The organism is Sinomonas soli, assembly GCF_054782415.1.
Genome location: NZ_BAAGSN010000009.1, coordinates 1 through 19,840 on the forward strand (window position 1 = coordinate 1; position 19,840 = coordinate 19,840).

The 19,840-nt window shown below is 70.5% G+C and carries 17 protein-coding genes; 9 read left to right on the forward strand and 8 right to left on the reverse strand.

The genetic code is table 11. The features are described from left to right. Positions 1–219: 219 nt before the first annotated feature. Positions 220–1,548: a LuxR C-terminal-related transcriptional regulator gene (locus tag ACYVKZ_RS09365; protein WP_460991883.1), complete on the reverse strand. Its 1,329-nt coding sequence runs from the start codon at positions 1,546–1,548 to the stop codon at positions 220–222. A 144-nt stretch (positions 1,549–1,692) separates the two neighbouring features. On the opposite strand from ACYVKZ_RS09365, the gene hxlB reads away from it, so the two are divergent. The 5 genes from hxlB to ACYVKZ_RS09390 all read left to right on the forward strand — a co-directional run bounded on the left by hxlB (position 1,693) and on the right by ACYVKZ_RS09390 (position 8,921). After that, a complete protein-coding gene (gene hxlB, locus ACYVKZ_RS09370) occupies positions 1,693–2,283 on the forward strand; it encodes a 6-phospho-3-hexuloisomerase (protein WP_460991959.1) in 591 nt (196 codons plus the stop codon). Positions 2,284–2,323: 40 nt separating this feature from the next. After that, complete coding sequence (gene hxlA / locus ACYVKZ_RS09375) at positions 2,324–2,947, forward strand: 3-hexulose-6-phosphate synthase (protein WP_460991884.1); 624 nt, start codon at positions 2,324–2,326, stop codon at positions 2,945–2,947. Between the two features lie 65 nt (positions 2,948–3,012). After that, positions 3,013–5,310, forward strand: a complete 2,298-nt coding sequence (locus ACYVKZ_RS09380; RefSeq protein ID WP_460991885.1) for an FdhF/YdeP family oxidoreductase — start codon at positions 3,013–3,015, stop codon at positions 5,308–5,310. Between the two features lie 75 nt (positions 5,311–5,385). Beyond that, positions 5,386–6,366 carry a formyltetrahydrofolate deformylase gene (gene purU, locus ACYVKZ_RS09385; protein WP_460991886.1) on the forward strand — a complete coding sequence of 327 codons (981 nt, stop codon included), beginning with the start codon at positions 5,386–5,388 and terminating at the stop codon, positions 6,364–6,366. A gap of 35 nt (positions 6,367–6,401) precedes the next feature. Beyond that, a complete protein-coding gene (locus ACYVKZ_RS09390; protein WP_460991887.1) occupies positions 6,402–8,921 on the forward strand; it encodes a GcvT family protein in 2,520 nt (839 codons plus the stop codon). Between the two features lie 85 nt (positions 8,922–9,006). On the opposite strand, the gene ACYVKZ_RS09395 is transcribed toward ACYVKZ_RS09390, so the two are convergent. From ACYVKZ_RS09395 to ACYVKZ_RS09420, 6 genes are all read right to left on the reverse strand, one after another. Next, positions 9,007–9,654, reverse strand: a complete 648-nt coding sequence (locus ACYVKZ_RS09395) for a GntR family transcriptional regulator (RefSeq protein ID WP_460991888.1) — start codon at positions 9,652–9,654, stop codon at positions 9,007–9,009. Positions 9,655–9,685: 31 nt separating this feature from the next. Further along, positions 9,686–11,263: a succinic semialdehyde dehydrogenase gene (locus ACYVKZ_RS09400; RefSeq protein ID WP_460991889.1), complete on the reverse strand. Its 1,578-nt coding sequence runs from the start codon at positions 11,261–11,263 to the stop codon at positions 9,686–9,688. Positions 11,264–11,326: 63 nt separating this feature from the next. Continuing rightward, positions 11,327–11,656 carry a hypothetical protein gene (locus tag ACYVKZ_RS09405; protein ID WP_460991890.1) on the reverse strand — a complete coding sequence of 110 codons (330 nt, stop codon included), beginning with the start codon at positions 11,654–11,656 and terminating at the stop codon, positions 11,327–11,329. Positions 11,657–11,730: 74 nt separating this feature from the next. Continuing rightward, entirely contained in the window at positions 11,731–12,033 is a 303-nt protein-coding gene (locus ACYVKZ_RS09410; RefSeq protein WP_457317683.1) for a hypothetical protein, read from the reverse strand. 40 nt (positions 12,034–12,073) lie between these two features. After that, positions 12,074–12,376: a YciI family protein gene (locus ACYVKZ_RS09415; protein ID WP_460991891.1), complete on the reverse strand. Its 303-nt coding sequence runs from the start codon at positions 12,374–12,376 to the stop codon at positions 12,074–12,076. A gap of 168 nt (positions 12,377–12,544) precedes the next feature. Next, complete coding sequence (locus ACYVKZ_RS09420; RefSeq protein WP_460991892.1) at positions 12,545–13,288, reverse strand: DUF981 family protein; 744 nt, start codon at positions 13,286–13,288, stop codon at positions 12,545–12,547. 107 nt (positions 13,289–13,395) lie between these two features. On the opposite strand from ACYVKZ_RS09420, the gene ACYVKZ_RS09425 reads away from it, so the two are divergent. After that, positions 13,396–14,010, forward strand: coding sequence for a TetR/AcrR family transcriptional regulator (locus ACYVKZ_RS09425; protein WP_460991893.1), 615 nt, complete (start codon positions 13,396–13,398; stop codon positions 14,008–14,010). An 8-nt stretch (positions 14,011–14,018) separates the two neighbouring features. On the opposite strand, the gene ACYVKZ_RS09430 is transcribed toward ACYVKZ_RS09425, so the two are convergent. Next, the gene (locus tag ACYVKZ_RS09430) at positions 14,019–14,876 is read right to left on the reverse strand and encodes an SDR family oxidoreductase (protein ID WP_460991894.1); all 858 of its coding nucleotides are present in this window, start codon (positions 14,874–14,876) and stop codon (positions 14,019–14,021) included. 131 nt (positions 14,877–15,007) lie between these two features. Between ACYVKZ_RS09430 and ACYVKZ_RS09435 the strand changes: the two genes are divergently transcribed. From ACYVKZ_RS09435 to ACYVKZ_RS09445, 3 genes are all read left to right on the forward strand, one after another. Continuing rightward, the gene (locus ACYVKZ_RS09435) at positions 15,008–15,208 is read left to right on the forward strand and encodes a hypothetical protein (RefSeq protein WP_460991895.1); all 201 of its coding nucleotides are present in this window, start codon (positions 15,008–15,010) and stop codon (positions 15,206–15,208) included. A gap of 93 nt (positions 15,209–15,301) precedes the next feature. Then, on the forward strand, positions 15,302–18,424 hold the full coding sequence (locus tag ACYVKZ_RS09440; protein WP_460991961.1) for a DUF3427 domain-containing protein: 3,123 nt from the start codon (positions 15,302–15,304) through the stop codon (positions 18,422–18,424). A 556-nt stretch (positions 18,425–18,980) separates the two neighbouring features. Beyond that, on the forward strand, positions 18,981–19,840 hold an 860-nt coding region (locus ACYVKZ_RS09445; RefSeq protein WP_460991896.1), incomplete at its 3' end, for a hypothetical protein.

The window sequence follows — 19,840 nt, forward strand, 5'->3', positions numbered from 1 at the left end:
AGCACGTCCACGAGCGCCTCGCCCGGCCCCGGATCCGGGACCAGGATCGTCTCCACCACCGCCGGGGCACCCTTCGAGCGCACCACGACCCCCCTCACCTCGTGCATCTGCGGCCCGTGGGCAGTTTCGGTCATGGGGAACCTCCAAGGGGTCAAGGGGGGTAGACGGGGACATCATGCCCACAGCCGGCCACGGCCCGGCGAGTACATGTGATGTAGATCACTTTGCTAGGGGGCGGGTCTCCCTCGTGAGGGCGACGGCCTCGGCGCGCGAGCTGACCTCCAGCTTGCGGAACAGGTTCCGCAGGTGGAACTTGACCGTGTTCTCGGAGACGTTGAGCTCCTGGGCGATGCCCCGGTTGCGCAGACCCGCGGCGAGGAGCCGGAGGACCTCTTCCTCGCGTTCGCCGAGGCCCCATCCGGGCCTGTGACCGTGGGGGTGCCGAGGCGGCGGAGGGTCGAGGGGAAGCGAGACGAAGACGTCGGCGCCCCAGCCCTCCACGACCTCCAGCCGGAGCTGCCCGTCGATGGCGTGGACGCGCTGTTCGATGCGACGCAGGCCGTCCTCGGCGAGCGAGAGGCTGCCCTTGCCGTCATCGCGGATGTCCACGAGCAGGTTCGTGCCATCGCAGCCCCACTGGATCCGGATCCGGTGCACGTCGTCCTGCTCGACCATGGCCAGCACGAGTGCGCGGACGATGGCCCGGGCGGCATGGGCCACTTCGCCGGGCAGTGCCCGTCCGTCGACGGGCGGCTCGACGAACTGCAGGGAGATGCCGCTGAACCGCTCGAGCGGGCGCAGGTCACTCCGGAGGCGCTCGAATGCTGTGACCACGGGTTCCTCCAGCAGGGCCGCCGTCCGGTCTGCCGACGCGCGGAGCTGCACCAGGGCTGCCGCAGCGAGGTCAGTGGCGGCGCGCCTGGCCGACGCATCGGAGTGGTGCGGGGACCGCAGGGCGGCCAGAATCGTCTCGAGGGTCGTCGAGTGCGCGTCGGTCAGCTCGGCGGTCAGCCGCGCGCGTTCGGCGGACGCCGCTCTGGACTCCCGCAGGTACGAGGGGGTGGCCTCGGAAACCTTGTCGCGGATCCGCACTGCCGCGAGGTGCCACAGACGCGAGAAGGCCTCGGTCGCGTGGGGGTCGAGAGGGGCGCCGGCCTCAGGGAACTGCCCGGCAGGCTGTGGGTCCGTCAGGACGAGGAGCGCGTTCGTCTCCGACCGCGCGGCCAGGACCGCACGCCGCTCGCCTGCGATCAGCTCCTGACTCCTGCGCGGCGCGAGGTCAGGCAGGGAGGACCGGATCGCGTCCAGTTCGTCGAGCGTGACGCGACTGATGATGGCTTTGGCCCCGGCCTTCTTCTGCGGCCGTCCGGTGCAGTCCTCCGTGAAGATCACGAGCGCCGAACACCGCACATACGGGGCGAGGGCTGCACGGAGAATCTCGGCGATGCGCGGCAGAGGCGCCTCGGCGAGAGCAGCAGCGGAGTCCAGGAGTGCCAGGGCCTCCTGCGCAGGATCGCGCGCGAAGGCGGCCGCAATGGTGGTGGACATCGCAGCAGTCTAAAGGCTGCCCTACCCGAACGGGTGGGCAGGACCGCCCGAGAAGGCAGTTCCCGCCCCTTCGGACGGCGGAGATGCTGGAGGCAGCCCCTCCCCAGCCCGCGCGGCACCGACAGCAAAGGAGCATCTGTGAGCATCGAGACCCTTCCACAGCAGCGCCGGGTCACCTCGGACGGCGTCCACCGCAGCCTTGGCCTCATCCACGGGGAAGTCATCATGGCGGTGGGCGAACTGCACCGAGGAGAGCTGGCCGCCGTCGCCGACCTGATCTCGGACGCGCCCTGGCTCTTCCTCGCCGGCGCGGGCCGCAGTGGCCTCGTGCTCCGCATGGCCGCCATGCGCCTCATGCACCTCGGCCTGGACGTCCACGTCGCCGGAGACACGACGACGCCGGCCATCCGCTCGGGCGACCTGCTCATCGCCGCCTCAGGTTCGGGCACAACGTCCGGCGTGGTGAAGGCCGCGAGCACGGCGGCGGCTGTGGGTGCCCGGATCGCGGCGTTCACGACCGACGGCGCATCGCCGCTCGCCGCCCGGGCCGAGGCCGTCGTGATCATCCCGGCCGCGCGGAAGGCCGACCACGGCGGCAATGCCTCGCGCCAGTACTCGGGAAGCCTCTTCGAACAGGTGCTGCTCGTGGCCACCGAGGCCCTCTTCCAGAGCCTCTGGGAAGTGGACGGGACCCCGGCCGAGGAACTGTGGCTCCGCCACGCGAACATCGAATAGCCCCCACGAGCAGAACAATCCACCACGAAAGGAACACATCATGAAGCTGCAGGTCGCCATGGACGTACTCACCGTCGACGAGGCCCTCGAGCTGGCCGCGCAGGTTGCGGAGCACGTGGACATCATCGAGCTCGGCACGCCACTCGTGAAGAACGCCGGGCTCTCGGCCGTCACGGCGGTCAAGGAGGCCCACCCGACGAAGGTCGTCTTCGCCGACCTCAAGACGATGGACGCCGGCGAGCTCGAGGCTGAGCTGGCCTTCAGGGCCGGGGCGGACCTTGTGTCCGTGCTCGGCAGCGCTGACGACTCGACGATCGCCGGTGCCGTCAAGGCGGCCCGCGCCCACAACAAGGGCGTGGTCGTGGACCTCATCGGCGTCCCCGATAAGGTGACCCGCGCCAAGGAGGCCCGCCAGCTCGGGGCCAAGTACGTCGAGTTCCACGCCGGCCTCGATGAGCAGGCCAAGCCCGGCTACGACCTCAGCGTGCTCCTGACCGCCGGGGAGAGGGCCCGCGTGCCGTTCTCGGTGGCTGGCGGGGTCAACGCGGCAACCATCGCCTCGGTCCAGCGCGCGGGTGCCGATGTGGCGGTGGCCGGCGGCTCGATCTACGGCGCAGCGGACCCCGCCGAGGCAGCACGCGAGCTCAAGGCCGCCATCATCTGAGGCGGCCCAGCCCCGCCCAGGGCCGTCACAGACGGCACGACCGCCATCTCCGAAAGGCCGTTTCCTTGTTCACCACCACTCCTGACCCGCACGACATCGACGAGGGTGCCCTCGAGGTGCATGCGCCGAAGACGGCCGCGGCGGGGGTGAAGGCGGTCGCCGTGGCGCTCGAGCGGGGCCTGACGCAGGCCGGGGTCGGGCGGACCGTGCGGGGGATGCTGCGGATCAACCAGCGGGACGGGTTCGACTGCCCGGGGTGTGCGTGGCCGGAATCGATCACCGGGAAGCGGAAGCCGGCGGAGTTCTGCGAGAACGGCGCCAAGGCCATCGCCGAGGAGTCCACCGTGCGGACAGTCACGCCGGCCTTCTGGGCCGCGCACCCTATCGCCGGGCTCGAGGGCAGGAGCGAGTTCTGGCTCGGGTCCCGGGGCCGGATCACCGAGCCCGTGGTGATCCGGCCCGGGGAGACGCACTACTCGCCGATCTCCTGGGGGGAGGCGTTCGAGCTGATCGGGGAGCACCTGCGCGCGACGACGCCGGAGCGCTGTGTGTTCTACACCTCGGGGCGCACGGCGAACGAGACCGCGTTCCTGTACCAGCTCTTCGCCAGGTCCCTGGGGACGAACAACCTGCCCGACTGCTCGAACATGTGCCACGAGTCCTCGGGGTTCGCCCTGAACCCCACGATCGGGGTGGGGAAGGGCACGGTCTCCCTGGAGGACATCCATCGCTCGGAACTGGTGCTCGTGGTGGGCCAGAACCCGGGAACGAACCATCCGCGGATGCTCTCGGCCCTGGTGGAATGCCGGAAGAACGGCGGCAAGGTCGTCGCGGTCAACCCCCTGCCCGAGGCAGGCCTCATGGCCTTCAAGGACCCGCAGGCGCTCGGGGGCATCGTGGGCGGGGGCGAGAAGGTCGCGGACGAGTTCCTCCAGATCAAGGTCGGCGGGGACCTGGCCCTCTTCCAGGCTCTGGGCCACCTGCTGCTGGGGAGGGAGGAGCGCGAGCCGGGCTCCGTCGTCGACCGCCACTTCGTCGAGGCGCAGACGGCAGGGTTCGCGGACTACCGCGAGGCGCGCCGCGCCCTCGACTGGGCCGAGGCGGAGCGTGCCACGGGGCTCTCCCGCGCCCAGATCGAGACGGTCGCAGAGATGATGATCGCCTCCAAGGCCACGATCGTGTGCTGGGCGCTGGGGCTGACACAGCAGCGGCACTCGGTGGACACGCTCAAGGAGATCGTCAACCTGCTCCTGGTCCAGGGGAACTTCGGCAGGCCGGGGGCCGGCGCCTGCCCGGTGCGGGGGCACTCCAACGTCCAGGGCGACCGGACCATGGGGATCTGGGAGAAGCCCACCGAGGCCTTCATCGCCGCCCTCGAGGCCGAGTTCGGCATCCCGTTCCCCCGGGAGCACGGCTACGAGTCGGTGGAGACCCAGCACGCCCTGGAGGCCGGGGAGGTGGACGTGTTCGTCTCGATGGGCGGCAACTTCCTCTCCGCGGCCTCGGACACCGAGCACACGAAGGCCGGGCTGAAGCGCACGGGCCTGACCGTCCACGTGTCCACGAAGCCGAACCTCTCGCACGTCGCCCACGGCCGCACCTCCCTCATCCTGCCCACGCTGGGCCGGACGGACGTGGACGACAAGCACGCGGGCGGGCGGCAGTTCGTCACCATCGAGGACTCCATGTCGGTCGTGCACCGCAGCCAGGGCCGGCTGCGGCCCGTCTCCGGGCACCTCCTCGCCGAGCCCGTGATCGTCGCCCGGATGGCGGAGGCGGCCCTCGGGGAGGACCACCCGGTCGACTGGCGCGCGATGGCCGAGGACTACGACCTGATCCGCGACCACATCGCCCGCGTCATCCCCGGGTTCGAGGACTACAACCGGCGCGTGCGCACGAGGGACGGCTTCGTGCTGCCCTCCCCGCCCCGGGACACCCGCACCTTCGCGACCGACATCGGGAAGGCCCGCTTCACGGTGTCCCCGCTGGAGTACCTCACGCCCCCGGCCGGCCACCTGATCCTCCAGACCCTGCGGTCCCACGACCAGTACAACACGACGATCTACGGCCTCGACGACCGCTACCGCGGCATCTCCAACGCCCGCAAGGTGGTGCTCGTGAACCGTGAGGACCTCGCGTCCCTCGGCTTCGCCGACCGCGAGCTCGTCGACGTCATCTCGGTGTTCAACGGCGACGAGCGCCGCGCCGAGGCCTTCCGCCTCGTCGGGTACCCGACCGCCAGGGGCTGCGCGGCCGCCTACTACCCCGAGGCGAACGTCCTCGTGCACAAGGACCTCGTGGCCCGCGAGTCCAACACCCCTGGCTACAAGGCCCTTACCGTCCGCTTCGAGCGGCGCCGGTAGGTCTTGCTCCGGACAGGGCCGAAAACTTCTTGACCGCGTGTGAGTGGCCCCACTAGTTTGTTATATATCAGTTGTATGTGCACCGTGTTCGGTGCACGGCCGGCAGCCTCACGCCAGGGTGCCGCATCCGCTCCCGGAAGGAGCCCCATGACTGCAGAAGCCCTCATCCGCCCCAGCGCTGCGGGCGCCGGCGCACACGGCACCTCCGGTGGCCACGCCGCCGTCCTCACGCTCTCCTGCCCGCAGCGCAGCGGGATCGTCCACGCCGTCTCCCGGTTCCTGGTGGAGCGGGGCTTCGACATCACCGAGCACCAGCAGTTCGACGACGGCGAGGACGGCTCCCTCTACCTGCGCACGGCCTTCAGCTCGGAGGGCGCAGTCGACGCCGACGCCCTCGCCGAGGAATTCGCCGACACCGCGGCCCACTTCGCGATGGACTTCACCTTCCACCCGGCAGCGCCCCCGCGCGTCCTCGTGATGGTGTCGAAGCTGGACCACTGCCTCCACGACCTCATCTACCGGTGGAAGGCCGGGAACCTCGCGGCCGAGCTCGTCGCCGTCGTCTCCAACCACCCCGACCTGCGCCCGATGGCCGAGGCCGCGGGGCTGCCGTTCGTCCACATCCCCGTCACCGCCGAGACCAAGCAGCAGGCCGAGGCCGAGCTTCTCGGCGCCGTCGAGGAGTACGCGGCGGACCTCGTGGTGCTGGCCCGGTACATGCAGATCCTCTCGGACGACCTGTGCCGGCAGCTGGCGGGGCGCGCCATCAACATCCACCACTCCTTCCTCCCCGGCTTCAAGGGCGCCAAGCCCTATCACCAGGCCCACGCGCGCGGCGTCAAGCACATCGGTGCCACCGCCCACTACGTCACCGCCGACCTGGACGAGGGCCCGATCATCGAGCAGGAGGTCATCCGCGTGGACCACCGCCTGTCTCCGCAGGAGCTCGCCACCGTCGGCCGCGACGCCGAGACCCTCGCCCTGGCCCGCGCCGTGCGCTGGCACGCGGAGAACAGGGTCCTCCTCAGCGGCCACCGCACCGTCGTCTTCCCCTGACCCCCGACCTTCCACGAACTCCAAGGGAGCCCCCCATGCCTTCACCACGCGTTGTCATCATCGGAGCCGGGATCGTCGGCGCCAACCTCGCCGACGAGCTCACCGCCAGGGGCTGGACGAACGTCACCGTCCTCGACAAGGGCCCGATCCCCCTCACCGGAGGGTCGACCTCCCACGCCCCGGGCCTGGTCTTCCAGACCAACTCCTCCAAGACGATGACCGAGTTCGCCGCGTACACGGGGCGCAAGCTCGCGGCCCTGAAGCGCCCCGGCTTCGCGGCCTTCAACCGCGTCGGCGGCCTCGAGATCGCCACGAGCGAGCGCCGGCTCGCCGAGCTCAGGCGCCGGCACGGCTGGGCCACCGCGTGGGGAGTCGAGGCACGCCTCGTGGACCCGGCCGAGGCCAAGGCCCTCCACCCGCTCATCGACGAGGACGTGGTCCTGGGCGGTCTGCACCTGCCCGGCGACGGGCTGGCCTCGTCGGTGCTCGCCGTCGAGCTCCTGCGCGAGCGGGCCCAGGAGCGCGGGGCGAAGTTCGTCGGCGGCGTGCAGGTCACCGGCATCGAGCGCGCGGGCGGCCGCGTCACCGGCGTCCGCACCGGCGACGACGTGGTGCCCGCGGACATCGTCATCTCCGCGGCCGGATTCTGGGGCCCCGTCCTCGGCGAGCTCGTCGGCATGCGCGTCCCGCTCGTGCCGATGGCCCACCAGTACGTCAGGACCGCCCCCGTGCGGGAGCTCGCCGAGCAGGCCGACGGCGTCGCCCTCGGCGGCAGCCACGTCCTCGGCACCGGCAACAGCGCCATGCTGCCGATCCTGCGCCACCAGGACGCCGGCCTGTACTTCCGCCAGCACGGCGAGTCCCTCGGCATCGGCTCCTACGACCACCGCCCCATCGCCGTCGGCTACGACGAGCTGCCGGCAGTGGAGGGCAAGGAGATGGGCGAGCATTCGATGCCCTCGCGCCTGGAGTTCACCCCGGAGGACTTCGAGCGGGCCTTCAAGGCCACCAAGCAGCTGCTCCCGGGCCTCGAGGGGGTGGGCATCGCCGACGCCTTCAACGGGATCTTCTCCTTCACCCCGGACGGCGGCTCGCTCGTGGGCGAGTCCCCCGAGGTGCGGGGCTTCTTCATCGCCGAGGCCGTCTGGGTCACCCACTCCGCGGGCGTCGCGAAGGCGGTCGCCGAGCTTCTCGTCGACGGCCAGTCGGCCACCGACCTGCACGAGCTCGACGTCGCCCGGTTCGAGGAGATCCAGCTGACGGACGAGTACGTGCTCGAGACCTCGAAGCAGAGCTTCGTCGAGGTCTACGACATCAAGCACCCGCTCGAGCCCCGCCAGTCCCCGCGCGGGCTGCGCGTCTCGCCGTTCCACGCGCGCCAGCGTGAGCTGGGCGGCTTCTTCCTCGAGGCCGCCGGCTGGGAGCGCCCCCAGTGGTACGAGGCCAACCGCGGCCTCCTCGACACCCTCCCGGCCGAGTGGCAGGCCCCGGCCCGCGACGACTGGTCAGCACAGTTCGACTCGCCCATCGCCGCCGCCGAGGCGCACGCCACCCGGACCAATGTCGCGATGTACGACATGACGGCACTGAAGCGCCTCGAGGTCTCCGGTCCCGGCGCGCTCGCCCTCCTCCAGCGCCTCACGACCGGGCAGATCAGCAAGAGCGTCGGCTCCGTCACCTACACGCTCATGCTCACCGAGGCCGGCGGGATCCGCAGCGACCTCACCGTGGCCCGCATCAGCGAGGACCTCTTCCAGGTCGGCGCCAACGGCGGCCAGGACCTCGACTACCTCACCCGCGAGGCCGCGGACCAGACCGCCGCGTCCCCGTCCGAGTGGGTCCAGGTCCGCGACACCACCGGCGGCACCTGCTGCGTCGGCGTGTGGGGCCCGCGCGCCCGGGACCTCGTCCAGCCGCTCACTCCGGCCGACCTGACCAACGAGGGGCTCAAGTACTTCCGGGCCGTCTCCACCACCATCGCGGGCATCCCCGTGCGCATGATGCGCCTGTCCTACGTCGGCGAGCTCGGCTGGGAGATCTACACCTCCGCCGAGTACGGCCAGAAGCTGTGGGACGCCCTCTGGGGCGCGGGCAGGCAGCTCGGCGTGATCGCCGCCGGCCGCAGCGCCTTCAACAGCCTGCGCCTGGAGAAGGGCTACCGCTCGTGGGGCACGGACATGACCACCGAGCACGACGCCGTGCAGGCCGGCCTCGGCTTCGCCGTCCGCCCCGCCAAGGGCGAGTTCGTGGGCAAGGCCGCCTTCGAAGCCGCCGCGGGCACGGCACCTGCCCGCCGCCTCCGCTGCCTCACGGTCGACGACGGCACCTCCCTCGTGCTGGGCAAGGAACCCGTCTATGTCGGCGGCACGGCCGCCGGCTACATCACGAGCGCGGCGTTCGGCCACACCGTGCGCAAGCCCGTGGCCTACGCGTGGCTGCCCGGCGAGGTCGAGGTCGGCGACTCGGTCGAGATCGACTACTTCGGCACCCGGATCGCCGCGACGGTCCAGGCCGAGCCGCTCGTCGACCCGGAGATGGCCAAGATCCGCGCCTGACCTCCCCCCAGCGGCACGAAGCGGGACCCGCCTCGCCGGAACCATCCCCGGCGAGGCGGGTCCCGCCGTCGTCCGCTGAATCGGCTCAGAGCGCGGCGCGGACCAGGTCCTCGAAGTGGGTCACGTGCTCCTCGGCGAGCTTGGCCGCCCGCTCGGGGTCGCCGTCGATGATCGCCTGCACGAGCTCGGCATGCTCGTGCACGTTGCCCGCGATCGGGGCGAGGCCGGCCAGGACGAAGTTCCACATCCTCTGGGACAGGCTGAAGTACTGGATGAGCGTCGCCTCGACGTATGAGTTGCGCATGGTCGCGTAGATGGCGCGGTGGATGCGCTCGTCGAGCGTCATCGCCTCCTGGTTCGAACCGGTGCCCTCCTGGGCGAGCTCGGCCAGGCACGCCCTCAGGAGGGCGCGGTCGTCATCGGTCACGTGCTCGGCGGCCTTGCGTGCGGCGAAGGCCTCGAGCACCCGCCGCGCGTCCGAGATGGCGCGCAGGTCCTTGATGTTCACCTCGGAGATGATGGTGCCGCGGCGGGGGTAGACCGTGAGCATGCGGTCGGACTCCAGCCGCTTGACCGCCTCGCGCATGGGGGTGCGGCCCACGCCGAGCTCCCGCATGAGTGCGTCCTCGTCCAGCGCGGACCCCGGCGGGAGCCGCATGTCGATGATGCGCTCCCGCAGCTCCACGTACGCGTGCTCGGCCAGCGTACGGCCGGCTCCATTGGCAGTTCCCACGTATCAGATATATCAGACCGGGGCCAGCAGGTCAGCGGAAGCGGTTCAGCACGCGCACGGCGCCCGTGAGCAGGTCAGCGTACCGCTCGTTGGCCATCCCGGGCAGGGGAGCGAAGCGCAGGAGCCGCTGCACGGAGACGGTCTGCGCCTCGGTGTACTTCAGGAGGCCCTCGGCCCCGTGCCGCCTCCCCACCCCGGAGGCCTTCCACCCGCCCATCGGCGCGGAGAGGGAGCTCCACGAGGCGGTGTAGCCCTCGTTGACGTTGACCGTGCCGGCCTCGAGCCGGGCCCCGAGCTCCGCCCCGCGGGCGGCCCGGGTCCACAGGCTCGCGTTGAGCCCCAGCTCGCTGTTGTTCGCCCGGGCGATTGCCTCCTCCTCCGAGGCCACCGGGTAGATCGCCACGACCGGGCCGAAGGTCTCCTCCCGGCACAGGACGGCCGTCTCCGGGACGTCGGCGAGCACGGTGGGGGCGAAGAAGTACGGCCCCAGCTCGGGCCGGGGGCCGCCGCCGGCCAGGACGCGCGCGCCCTGGGCCACGGCGTCCTCGACATGCGCGCGCACCTTCGCGAGCTGGGCCTCCGAGATCAGCGAGCCCATCTCCGCGTCCCAGCCGGCTCCGGCCGCCACGCGCATCCGCCCGACCTCGCCCAGGAACGCCTCGGTGAACCGTGCGCGGACGGCCTCGTGCACGTAGATCCGCTCGGGGCCGATGCACAGCTGTCCGGCGTTGGCGAAGCACGCCCGGGCGGCGCCGGCCGCTGCCGCCGGGACGTCCGCGTCGGCGAGGACGATGAGGGGATTCTTCCCGCCCAGCTCGGCGGAGAAGCCGATGAGCCGTTCGCCGCAGCGCGCCGCGACCTTGCGCCCGGTCGCGCTGGAACCGGTGAACATGATGTAGTCGGCGGCCTCGACCAGCGCCGGCCCGGCCTCGTCCCGCGCGCCCACCACCACTTGGGCCACACCCTCGGGCAGCCCCGCCTCGCGCAGGAGCGAGAGGGTGAGCAGCGCGGTGAACGGCGTCTTCTCGTCGGGCTTGATCACCACGGCGTTGCCGGCGAGGAGGGCCGGAACGGAGTCGCTCGCCGGGAGCGTGAAGGGGTAGTTCCACGGGGTGATGACGCCGACCACGCCCTTGGGGTGGCGGCGCTCGGTGGTCTGCGTGAGCACGGGGAACGCGCCGCCGCGCCGGCGCGGGCGCAGCAGGCCCGGCGCCGTGTGCGCGTAGTAGGCCGCGGTGCGGGACGCGTCCATGGCCTCCTCGAGCGCGGCGAGCCGGGCCTTGCCGGTCTCGGCCTCGATGACGTCGAGGATCTCGTCGCGCCGGTCGAGCACGAGCGAGGCGAAGCGGCGGGCGACGGCGGCCCGCGCCTTCGCGGGCGTCCCCGCCCAGGCCTTCTGGGCGGCGCGCGCCCGGGCCACGGCCACATCGATCTCGGCGCCGGAGGCCTGGCGCACGGCGCCGAGCGGCCGGCCGTCGGCCGGCGCGGTCACCTGGAGCGCGGGGCCGGTGCCGGTCGCGAGGGCGGCCAGGCCGGCGAAGGCCGCCTCGCCCCCGGCGGAAGGCGAGGGGTGCGCGGAGGGGGCGGGCGTCGTCGTCCGGGAGATCATAGACACGAGGGTAGCGCCGCGTCCCCCGCGAAAGCTACTGGTCAGTAACTCCTGGGCAGCCGGTCAGAGGAGCGGTCCCCAGTCGGCGATCGGGATGTAGACGAAGGCGGCGATGGCCGCCGCCGTCAGCGCCACCGCGAGCATCAGGACCAGCTCCGAGCGCTCGCCGAGGAAGAGGGCCACCCAGTGGGCGCCGGCGACGAAGGCGGTGGTGAGCGCGATTCCGAACAGGAGGTAGCTGCCGGCGTCCTGGCCGGGGACGCCCAGCACGCTGACGGCGGCCTCGGCGGCCACGAAGCCGAGGACGGGGGAGACCGCGATCAGGCCCAGGGAGAAGAGTGCATTCCGGCCGCGGCGCGTGGTGGGGCGCCAGCCATGGAATCGCCGGGTCACTGTCTCGGGCCTCCTTCTATCGGAGGTCTACTCTACGGTGCCCGGCGTCGGGGTCCCGCGGCGGCCGCCGGGTCTCAGACCTCGAGGCACTCGTTGATCTGGATGGTCGCGCCGAGGGCGAGGAACGGGTGGTCCTTCAGGAGCGCCCGCACCTCGGAGGCCGAGCGGGCCTCGACGATCGAGTACCCGTCCACCTCCATCTGCGCGCCGGGCTCGCCCCGGGCGAGCTGGCCCACCACGAACAGGGGCGCGCCGAAGTCGACCATCGCCGCGCCCAGGGCCTTCTCCGCCCAGGCCCGGAAGTCGCGGCGCTCCCCGGCCACCTCGTCCATCTCGGGGTAGGGCAGGTCGTGGTAGGTGATGAGGAAGCGCGTCATGGCAGGCTCCTTCCGCTGCTGGGCGCCGGCCCGGCCGGGGTCAGATCTCGACGCACTCGTTGATCTGGATGGTCCCCCCGCGGGCGAGGTAGGGGTGGTCGGCAAGCAGCGCCCGGGCGTCGGCGAGGTCGCGCGCCTCGATGATCGTGTAGCCGTCGATCTCCACGGCGTTGGCGGCCTGGCCGTCCGAGAGCTGGCCGCCGAGCAGCAGCGGGGTGCCGAAGTCCACCAGCGCCGCGCCGAGCGAGCTCTCGGCCCAGGCCCGCAGGGCTCCCCGCGAGGCCTCGACCACCTCGCGCTCGGGGTAGGGCATGCCGTGGTAGGTGATGAGGAAGCGAGTCATGGCCGGTCCTTCCGCGGTCCGTGCCGTAAAGGTACTGCCGATCGGAGCTGGGGTGTAGGGCTGGGGCGCCCTTCTCCGAGGCGCCGCGCGCGTGGTCCCGGCACTGAGCGGAGACGGCAGCGCACCCCGGGACCGTGGCCGCGGGGTGCGCCTGTCAGGCGGGGTGCGTCACATCGTGTTCACGATGAGGCCGATGTGCGTGAAGAAGTTCATGGCGCCGAAGAGCAGGAACACGATGCCCGCGATCATCCACGCGGCCCCGATCCAGCGCACGATCCCCTGGTGCCGGTAGCCGGCGCGCAGCTGCCGAACGGCGAACGGGAACAGTACGGCGCCGAGCCCCACGAGGGCGAACAGCAGCGACATGAACGTCGCCTCGAGCCAGGGCCACTGGGCGAAGGCGCCCGAAATCGGCTCCTGCGGCGGGGCGGCGAAGAGCTGGTACGTGATGCCCGCGGCGGCGATGCCGAACAGGCTCAGGCCGAGGCCGCCGACGAACCACGAGATCGGCCGCGCGACCCGCGCGGCTTCGGCCACGGGGTCAGCAGCCTCGCGGACCAGGGTGCCGCGCTTCCAGAGGTAGAACGCCGCGCCCAGCAGGAGCGCGCTCAGGCCGAGGCTTGTCTCGCCGAAGATCACGTTGTCGAACGGGAAGCCGCCCTTGGCCAGCGGCCAGGTGAGGGTCATGTGCAGGCCGGTGGGGAAGAGCACGAGGCCGAGGACGCCCAGGGCCACCGCCCAGCCGTCGGTCTGGAGCGGCTCCGAACCGGCGACTCCTGCGGTGCGCGCCCTGATGAGGTCCTTGCCGAGCACCACGAGCGCGATCAGCGCCGCGCCCGCGGCCACCGACATGATGGTGTTGTAGGTCGGCATCGTCGACCAGTCGATCTTCAGTCCCATCGGAACCGACATGTCCTACTCCTTGGTCAGTGCGGGTCCCCAGCAAGAACCCATACAGATGTATAGATACTTCCCTCAGCAATCGGCCCGCGGGATTTATTCCGGGCACAATGGGCAGAATGGAGGGCAAGCAGGAGCGCAGCCGCGAGCGCAAGCGGCGCATGGCAGAGGCGGCGGCACGGCTGCTCATCTCGGACGGGCCGGCCGCGATCACCCACCGGCGGGTGGCCGAGGCCGCCGGGCTCGCACCGGGGTCGGGCAACTACTACTTCACCAGCAAGCAGGCCCTCTACGCCGCGGCGGTCGAGGGCGCGGAGGAGCTCCGCTCACGGGAGGCCCAGGCGAGGGCCGAGGCCCTGGACGCGCGCCCCCGCAGCCTCGAGCAGATCGCCCGGGAGCTCATGGATGTGTTCTTCGCCCCGGGGCTCGCCTCCGACGTGGTGGCGCTCCGCCTTCTGCCCATGCTGGACGCAGGCCGCGACCCCGGCCTCCAGCAGATCATGAGCGCCCACCGCCCGCGGCTCGCACGGGCGGTTGCCACGGCCCTCGAACGCATGACCGGGGGCGGCCTCGCGGACGTGGACGTCGAGCTCGTCATGCAGGTCATCGCCGCCTCGCTGCTCCACGCCGATGGCACGGCCCCGGGCGGCGGGCTGGATTCCGCGGCCGCGACGGTGGCCCGCGTCCTCGGGCTCCTGGGCGTCGGGGCGCCATCGGGTCCGTCCGCGAGCTGAGGGAGGCCCTAGCGTTCCGGCAGCGCCGCCAGCAGCACCTCTTTGAAGCTCATCGGGCGGTGCCCGGTGATGGTCTCGACGTCGTCGCTGACGTGCTCCATCTCCCCGGCGGCGATCGCGGTGTAGGTGGAGACCCAGGCGTCGTACTGCCAGTCCGGTGCCGGCCACTTCCGGCGGGACTCGTAGGCCTCGGCCACCGTCTCATCGTGGTAGGTGACGGTCCGGCCGCGGACGGCGGAGATGATGTGCGCGATCTGGCCCATGGTGAGGGCCTCGGGGCCGGTCAGGGTGTAGGTGACGCCGGCGTGGGCTGCCGGGTCGAGCATCACCGCGGCGGCGCAGCGCGCCACGTCCGCCTGGGCGACCACCGCCGCGGCGCCGCTGCCCGCGGGGCCGCGGAGCACGCCGTCGTCCCCCACCATCGCCTCGAGGAAGTCGGCATAGAGGCAGTCCCGCAGGAAGGTGTGGCCGAGGCCGGCGGACTTGATGTACTCCTCGGTGGCGAAGTGGTCCCGCGCCAGGGTGAAGGTGGCGTCCGGGGCGGCCCCCATGAACGAGGTGTAGACCACCTGCCGCACCCCGGCGGCCGCGGCGGCGTCGATGAAGCTGCGGTGCTCGTCCATGCGGGTCTCGCTCTCGCGGCCGGAGACCATGAACAGCGTCTCGACGCCCTCGAGCGAGCGCTCGCAGAGGGTCCGGTCGCCGTAGTCCGCCGGACGCACGACGGCGCGCGGCAGCTCGGGTGCCTTCGCCGGGTTCCGGGGGAGCAGCACCAGGGGCTCCCCGCGCTCGGAGAGGAGCCGGGCCACGTGCCCGCCGATAGTGCCCGTGACGCCGGTGACGCCGAGGGTGGGGGAGCCGTCCATGGTTCAGAGCGTAGCCTCGCCGTGCCGGTGGAGCGGAGCGAAGCGGAGTCGAGACCGCGGAGGCTGAGCGGGATCGAAACCCCAACGAACCAAAACCCCCAAACTCCGCCGTCCGGGTCTACAGTGTGGCCATGACTGAGCAGCGCGACACCGCTGATGAGCCGGCGGAGGACGAGGTCGAGTACCCCGCCGCGCAGGAAGGCGACGGTCCCGGCGACTCCGGCGACGACGCCAACGCCCTCCGCTTCACCGAGGAGGAGCAGCTCATCCACGAGCAGATCCGCCGGCACCGCGAAGAGGCGGAGCGGAAGAAGAAGGCCGGGCAGGGGTAGGGCCTCCTGTCTGATGCCGCGCCGCCCAGGAACGTCGGAGTCAGCTAATAGGCTGAGGGTGTGAGCGATATTGGGGGAATTGCCGACGGCGGTCTGCCGGACGGCCTCTACGAGACCTTGCGGACCGAAGCGCTCCAACAGCGCGTTGTGGCTTTGCGCTCCGGGCGCGCCACGACGTTTGAGGGAATCCCAGAATCCGATGTGCCTGAAGTCCTGGCGCGGCACATCGGGAATGTCGTTCGCGAAAGGCTCGCGTCTGATCGGGCCGAGGATCGGGTCGCCACAGCCAATCGGTTGCTCGCCTCGATAGCGGGACCTGCGGGGGCCGACATTGTCCTGGAGGGGCCGACGCTCCTCCATGCCGTGTATGACTCAACCGATGTGCGGCGCAGGGAGTTGCGGCGTCCTAGCACTCCTTTCAGCGATGCCGCTCTTCTGACCGCGAGTCATGAGGATCCAAATCTTGCCCACGAATTGCGCCGCGAAATCGAGTCTGCGAGTTCGGTTGATCTCATTTGTGCGTTCATCAAATGGCGCGGTCTGAGACTCCTTGAGTCTGAACTGCGCGCTCTCAAGGACCGCGGGACCCGGCTTCGTGTGATCACGACGACGTACATGGGGGCGACCGAACGCCAGGCCATCGACGAACTCGTGCGGCGTTATGGCGCCGAAGTGCGGATCAACTACGAGACGAATGCCACGAGGCTCCACGCCAAGGCGTGGCTGTTCCGCCGCGCGACCGGATTCGACACGGCGTACGTCGGCAGTTCCAACCTCAGCCAGCCCGCACTTCTGGATGGCCTCGAATGGAATGTCCGGCTTTCGGGGATCGGCACACCCCGCCTGCTGCAGAAGTTCCAGATTACTTTCGACTCGTACTGGGAGGACCGGCGGTTCGTCCCCTATGACCCGGACCGCGACGCGGAGCGCCTCGATGAGGCGCTCCGCCGATCGGGCAGCAGCGAGCGCCGGCGAGACTTCGGCCCGACAGGCCTTGAGGTGGTGCCCTACCTGCACCAGCAGGAGATGCTGGATGACCTGGAATCCGAACGGTCAAAGGGGTACCACCGCAATCTCCTGGTGGCAGCGACCGGCACTGGAAAGACCGTGGTGGCCGCGCTCGACTACAGGCGGCTTGCCCAGGACGGCCCTGAAAAGCCGACCCTGCTCTTCGTTGCGCACCGCAGGGAGATTCTGGAACAGTCCCTCGCGACCTACCGCCGGGTGCTCAACGACGGTAGCTTCGGTGAGCTGCTGGTTGGCGGCGAAAAGCCTCGTGAATGGCGGCAGGTCTTCGCCTCGGTGCAGTCTTTCGATGCGGCACTCCTCGAATCCCTGGGGAGCCGTGCCTTCGACATCGTGGTGATCGATGAATTCCACCACGCGGCGGCGCCGACCTATCGACGATTGCTCGAGGGCCTTGAACCACGTGAACTCCTGGGCCTGACTGCAACTCCCGAGCGCGGCGACGGGATCAGCGTGGCCGTCGAGTATTTCGGCGGTCGCACCGCGAGCGAGATGAGGCTCTGGGACGCGCTCGGGGAGGATCTCCTCGTCCCCTTCCACTATTTCGGTGTCGCCGACGAGGTCGACTTGTCGAACGTCGAATGGCGCCGGGGAAGCTACGACCTCAATCAGCTCGATGAGCTGTATACGGGAAACGATGCCCGTGCCGCCAAAGTCATCCAGTCTCTCCGCGACAAGGTCCTGAGCACTGCCGATATGAGAGCCATTGGCTTCTGCGTCTCAGTCCAGCATGCGCAGTACATGGCCCAGGTCTTCATGCGAGCTGGAATTCCCGCTCTTGCGGTCTCCGGAAGCACTCCCGAGGAGGAACGGGCCGCCGCGCTGCGCAAGCTGCGCAGCCGCGACATCAACTGCCTCTTCGCTGTCGATCTCTTCAACGAGGGCCTCGATGTGCCGGAAATCGACACGATCCTCCTCCTGCGCCCGACGCAGAGCGCTACCGTCTTCCTCCAGCAGTTGGGTCGCGGGCTGCGCCGTGCCCCAGGGAAGGCGGTCCTCACCGTCTTGGATTTCATCGGGCAGCAGCATCGGGCCTTCCGGTTCGATGTGAAGTACCGCGCTCTTCTCGGCGTCGGGCGCAGGCGGCTCGGTCGGGAGGTCGAAGAGGAATTCCCGTCGCTTCCCTCGGGGTGCCAGCTGCAGCTGGATCGTGTTGCCCAAGAAATCGTCCTGGACAACGTCAGATCACAGCTGCGACTCTCGCGGCGGGCAGTGGTCGAGGAGATCCGTTCCCATCGGACTACGGACCTCGCCGAGTACCTGCGCGAATCCGGAACCGATCTCCGCGAGATCTATCGCGGAACACGCGACTCATGGACCGGGTATCTGCGCACGGCGGAGCTCATCAGTCTGGATTCGATCCTGGAGCAGGGCATCGCCGCGAAGCTCGCCGGCACCGCGAGCGAGGCGGAACAGCAGATCCTGCGCAAGGTGTCCCGATTCCTCCATGTGGACGATATAGAGCGGGCTGAAGCTTATGCATCGCTCTTGCGCCCCGATGCTCCCCGCATCGATGAACTGGGCAGGCGCGAAATGCTCTTCGCCCGAATGCTGTACTTCAACCTTGAGCTGCAGGGGCAGTTCGGCGTGGAGGATTCCGCAATCGATGCGGGCCTCGACCACGTTCGCAGCTTCCGCTGGGTGCGCTCGGAGATCGAACAGATCGTCGCGATCGCCGCCGACTCAGCGCGGCATACACCCAAGCCGCTGGGACTGGAACTTGCCACGATCCCCATTCAGTCTCATGCCACCTACACCCGTCAGGAACTCCTGGCGGCATTCAAGCTCGCTGGGAACCGGATCGCCAATCATCGAGAAGGAGTGGCCTGGTGTCCCGAGACAGGCGTCGATGCATTCCTGGTCACTCTCGAGAAGGACGAGAGAGATCATTCACCGACCACGCTCTACAAGGACTATGCAATCAGCCCCGAGCTGTTCCACTGGGAATCACAGAGCACAACGGCCTCGACCTCGATCGCCGGGAAGCGCTATTTGTCAGGTGACTCGCACGTCGTGCTCTTCACGCGGCAGGCCGCCGAAGACGAAAGGGGCATGACCCAGCAGTACACATGCCTCGGCGCGGCTCGCCATGTCAGTCATTCAGGCGAGAAGCCGATCGGAATCACTTGGAAGCTGCACCGCCCCATGCCGGCCGACGTGTTCGCCGTCGCGAACTCCGTGGCGGTGTAGAAGCGCCCGCGGGCTGAGCCTCCCCCAAGCCGTCCTTCCGCTCGCTAGAGGGACCGCTGGGCGTGCTTGAGCCTCGACGCCCGTGGCGCCGAGGCGCCACGGGAAGACCAGCGCTTTCCCCATCTGCGAGTTCCGCGCGATCGAGGAGTTCTTGTCCTGACGGCGCCGCGGCGGCGGGCACGCACCCGGAAAGGTGCGGGACCGCCGTCGTCCGAGCGGCTTCTCCGGAAGGGGCGCGCGGCGCGCCGTGGCTCCCTTGACGCTGGTGTGGGGCGAGCGGACCCTTGGTGCTACGCGGCGTGCTGGGAGCTCGTAGCAGGAGGGTGATCCCATGCGCGTTGAAGCGGCAGCCCGGTCGGTGGCGCCCCACGACGTCTCGTTCATCCACCTTCCTTCCCGGCGGCCGTAGGGCACGGCGGGAACTGCCGTGCAGTCGCGGGGAGGGTGGCGCCAGCGCCGAGCGGCGGGCTCAGGACCGCCGCACCGCCGCCGCGGCGGCCGTCATCTGGGGCCCCCTCGGTTGACCCTGCCCCGCGCGGCTCGGGAGGATGGAGCAATGCCTACCACTCCTCCGGGCCTGACCCTGGCACTGCGGCTCGTCGGCGAGGGCGTCCCCGACGGGCTCGCCGCCGTGCTCGCCGAGGCCTGCGCGCTCCCGCCCGGCCGCCGCACGGGCGAGGCCGCCGGCTGCGTGCTGGACCAGGCCGGAACGCTGCGCGTGGTCGAGCTGCTCGAGGGCCAGCTGGGCCCGCAGGTGTCCACCCGGGACGCCGTGGTCGCGCTGCTGGGCGCCGGCGCGGTGCTGTTCGGGGCGGAGGAGTCGGCACGCCTGGTCCTCAAGCACATGCCGGCGGCCGAGCAGGCGCTGCAGGAGATGGCGCAGGAATCCGAGGAGGCGGCGTGGGAGGACCCGCTGCTGTCCGTGGAGGCCAAGGCTGAGCCCCTCATGGTGCGCGCGGCGCTCGAGATCGCCGCGGCGTCGGACCCGAACTTCAACCGCGAGCTGTACACCGACGAGTCGGTGCTGATGCCCGGGTTCATGATCGTCCCGCAGGGCAACGCCGACCCCGTCGAGCTCAACGGCGCCCTGGTGAGCACCCCGGGCGGCTTCGTCTTCGTCCTCAGCGACGGCCTGCTCTCCGCGGAGACCGCCGGCCTCCTGCCCGTGGAGCGGCTCGGCAAGGGCGCGCAGGAGTTCCTGCTCGGGCAGATCAGCGCCGCCGTGTTCCTCGTGCCGGACTCGGTCGAGGAGCTCGAGGCGGGGGAGGGGACCGAGCTTGGCCGTTCCCCGGACGGCGAGCTGTACGCCCACTTCGAGGTGCCCCCGCGCGGGGTGGTCAGCATCGGCCTGGTCTACTCGCACTGGCCCGCGAGCCGGCAGGAGGTCCTGCTCCGGCGGTTCGAGACCATCATGGA

Excerpts from the sequence above, each read along its gene's own strand:
- ACYVKZ_RS09365 (WP_460991883.1), bottom strand. The coding sequence starts at position 1,548 with ATGTCCACCACCATTGCGGCCGCCTTCGCGCGCGATCCTGCGCAGGAG.
- hxlA (WP_460991884.1), top strand. The coding sequence starts at position 2,324 with ATGAAGCTGCAGGTCGCCATGGACGTACTCACCGTCGACGAGGCCCTC.
- purU (WP_460991886.1), top strand. The coding sequence starts at position 5,386 with ATGTGCACCGTGTTCGGTGCACGGCCGGCAGCCTCACGCCAGGGTGCC.
- ACYVKZ_RS09390 (WP_460991887.1), top strand. The coding sequence starts at position 6,402 with ATGCCTTCACCACGCGTTGTCATCATCGGAGCCGGGATCGTCGGCGCC.
- ACYVKZ_RS09400 (WP_460991889.1), bottom strand. The coding sequence starts at position 11,263 with ATGATCTCCCGGACGACGACGCCCGCCCCCTCCGCGCACCCCTCGCCT.
- ACYVKZ_RS09410 (WP_457317683.1), bottom strand. The coding sequence starts at position 12,033 with ATGACGCGCTTCCTCATCACCTACCACGACCTGCCCTACCCCGAGATG.
- ACYVKZ_RS09415 (WP_460991891.1), bottom strand. The coding sequence starts at position 12,376 with ATGACTCGCTTCCTCATCACCTACCACGGCATGCCCTACCCCGAGCGC.
- ACYVKZ_RS09420 (WP_460991892.1), bottom strand. The coding sequence starts at position 13,288 with ATGTCGGTTCCGATGGGACTGAAGATCGACTGGTCGACGATGCCGACC.
- ACYVKZ_RS09425 (WP_460991893.1), top strand. The coding sequence starts at position 13,396 with ATGGAGGGCAAGCAGGAGCGCAGCCGCGAGCGCAAGCGGCGCATGGCA.
- ACYVKZ_RS09430 (WP_460991894.1), bottom strand. The coding sequence starts at position 14,876 with ATGGACGGCTCCCCCACCCTCGGCGTCACCGGCGTCACGGGCACTATC.
- ACYVKZ_RS09435 (WP_460991895.1), top strand. The coding sequence starts at position 15,008 with ATGACTGAGCAGCGCGACACCGCTGATGAGCCGGCGGAGGACGAGGTC.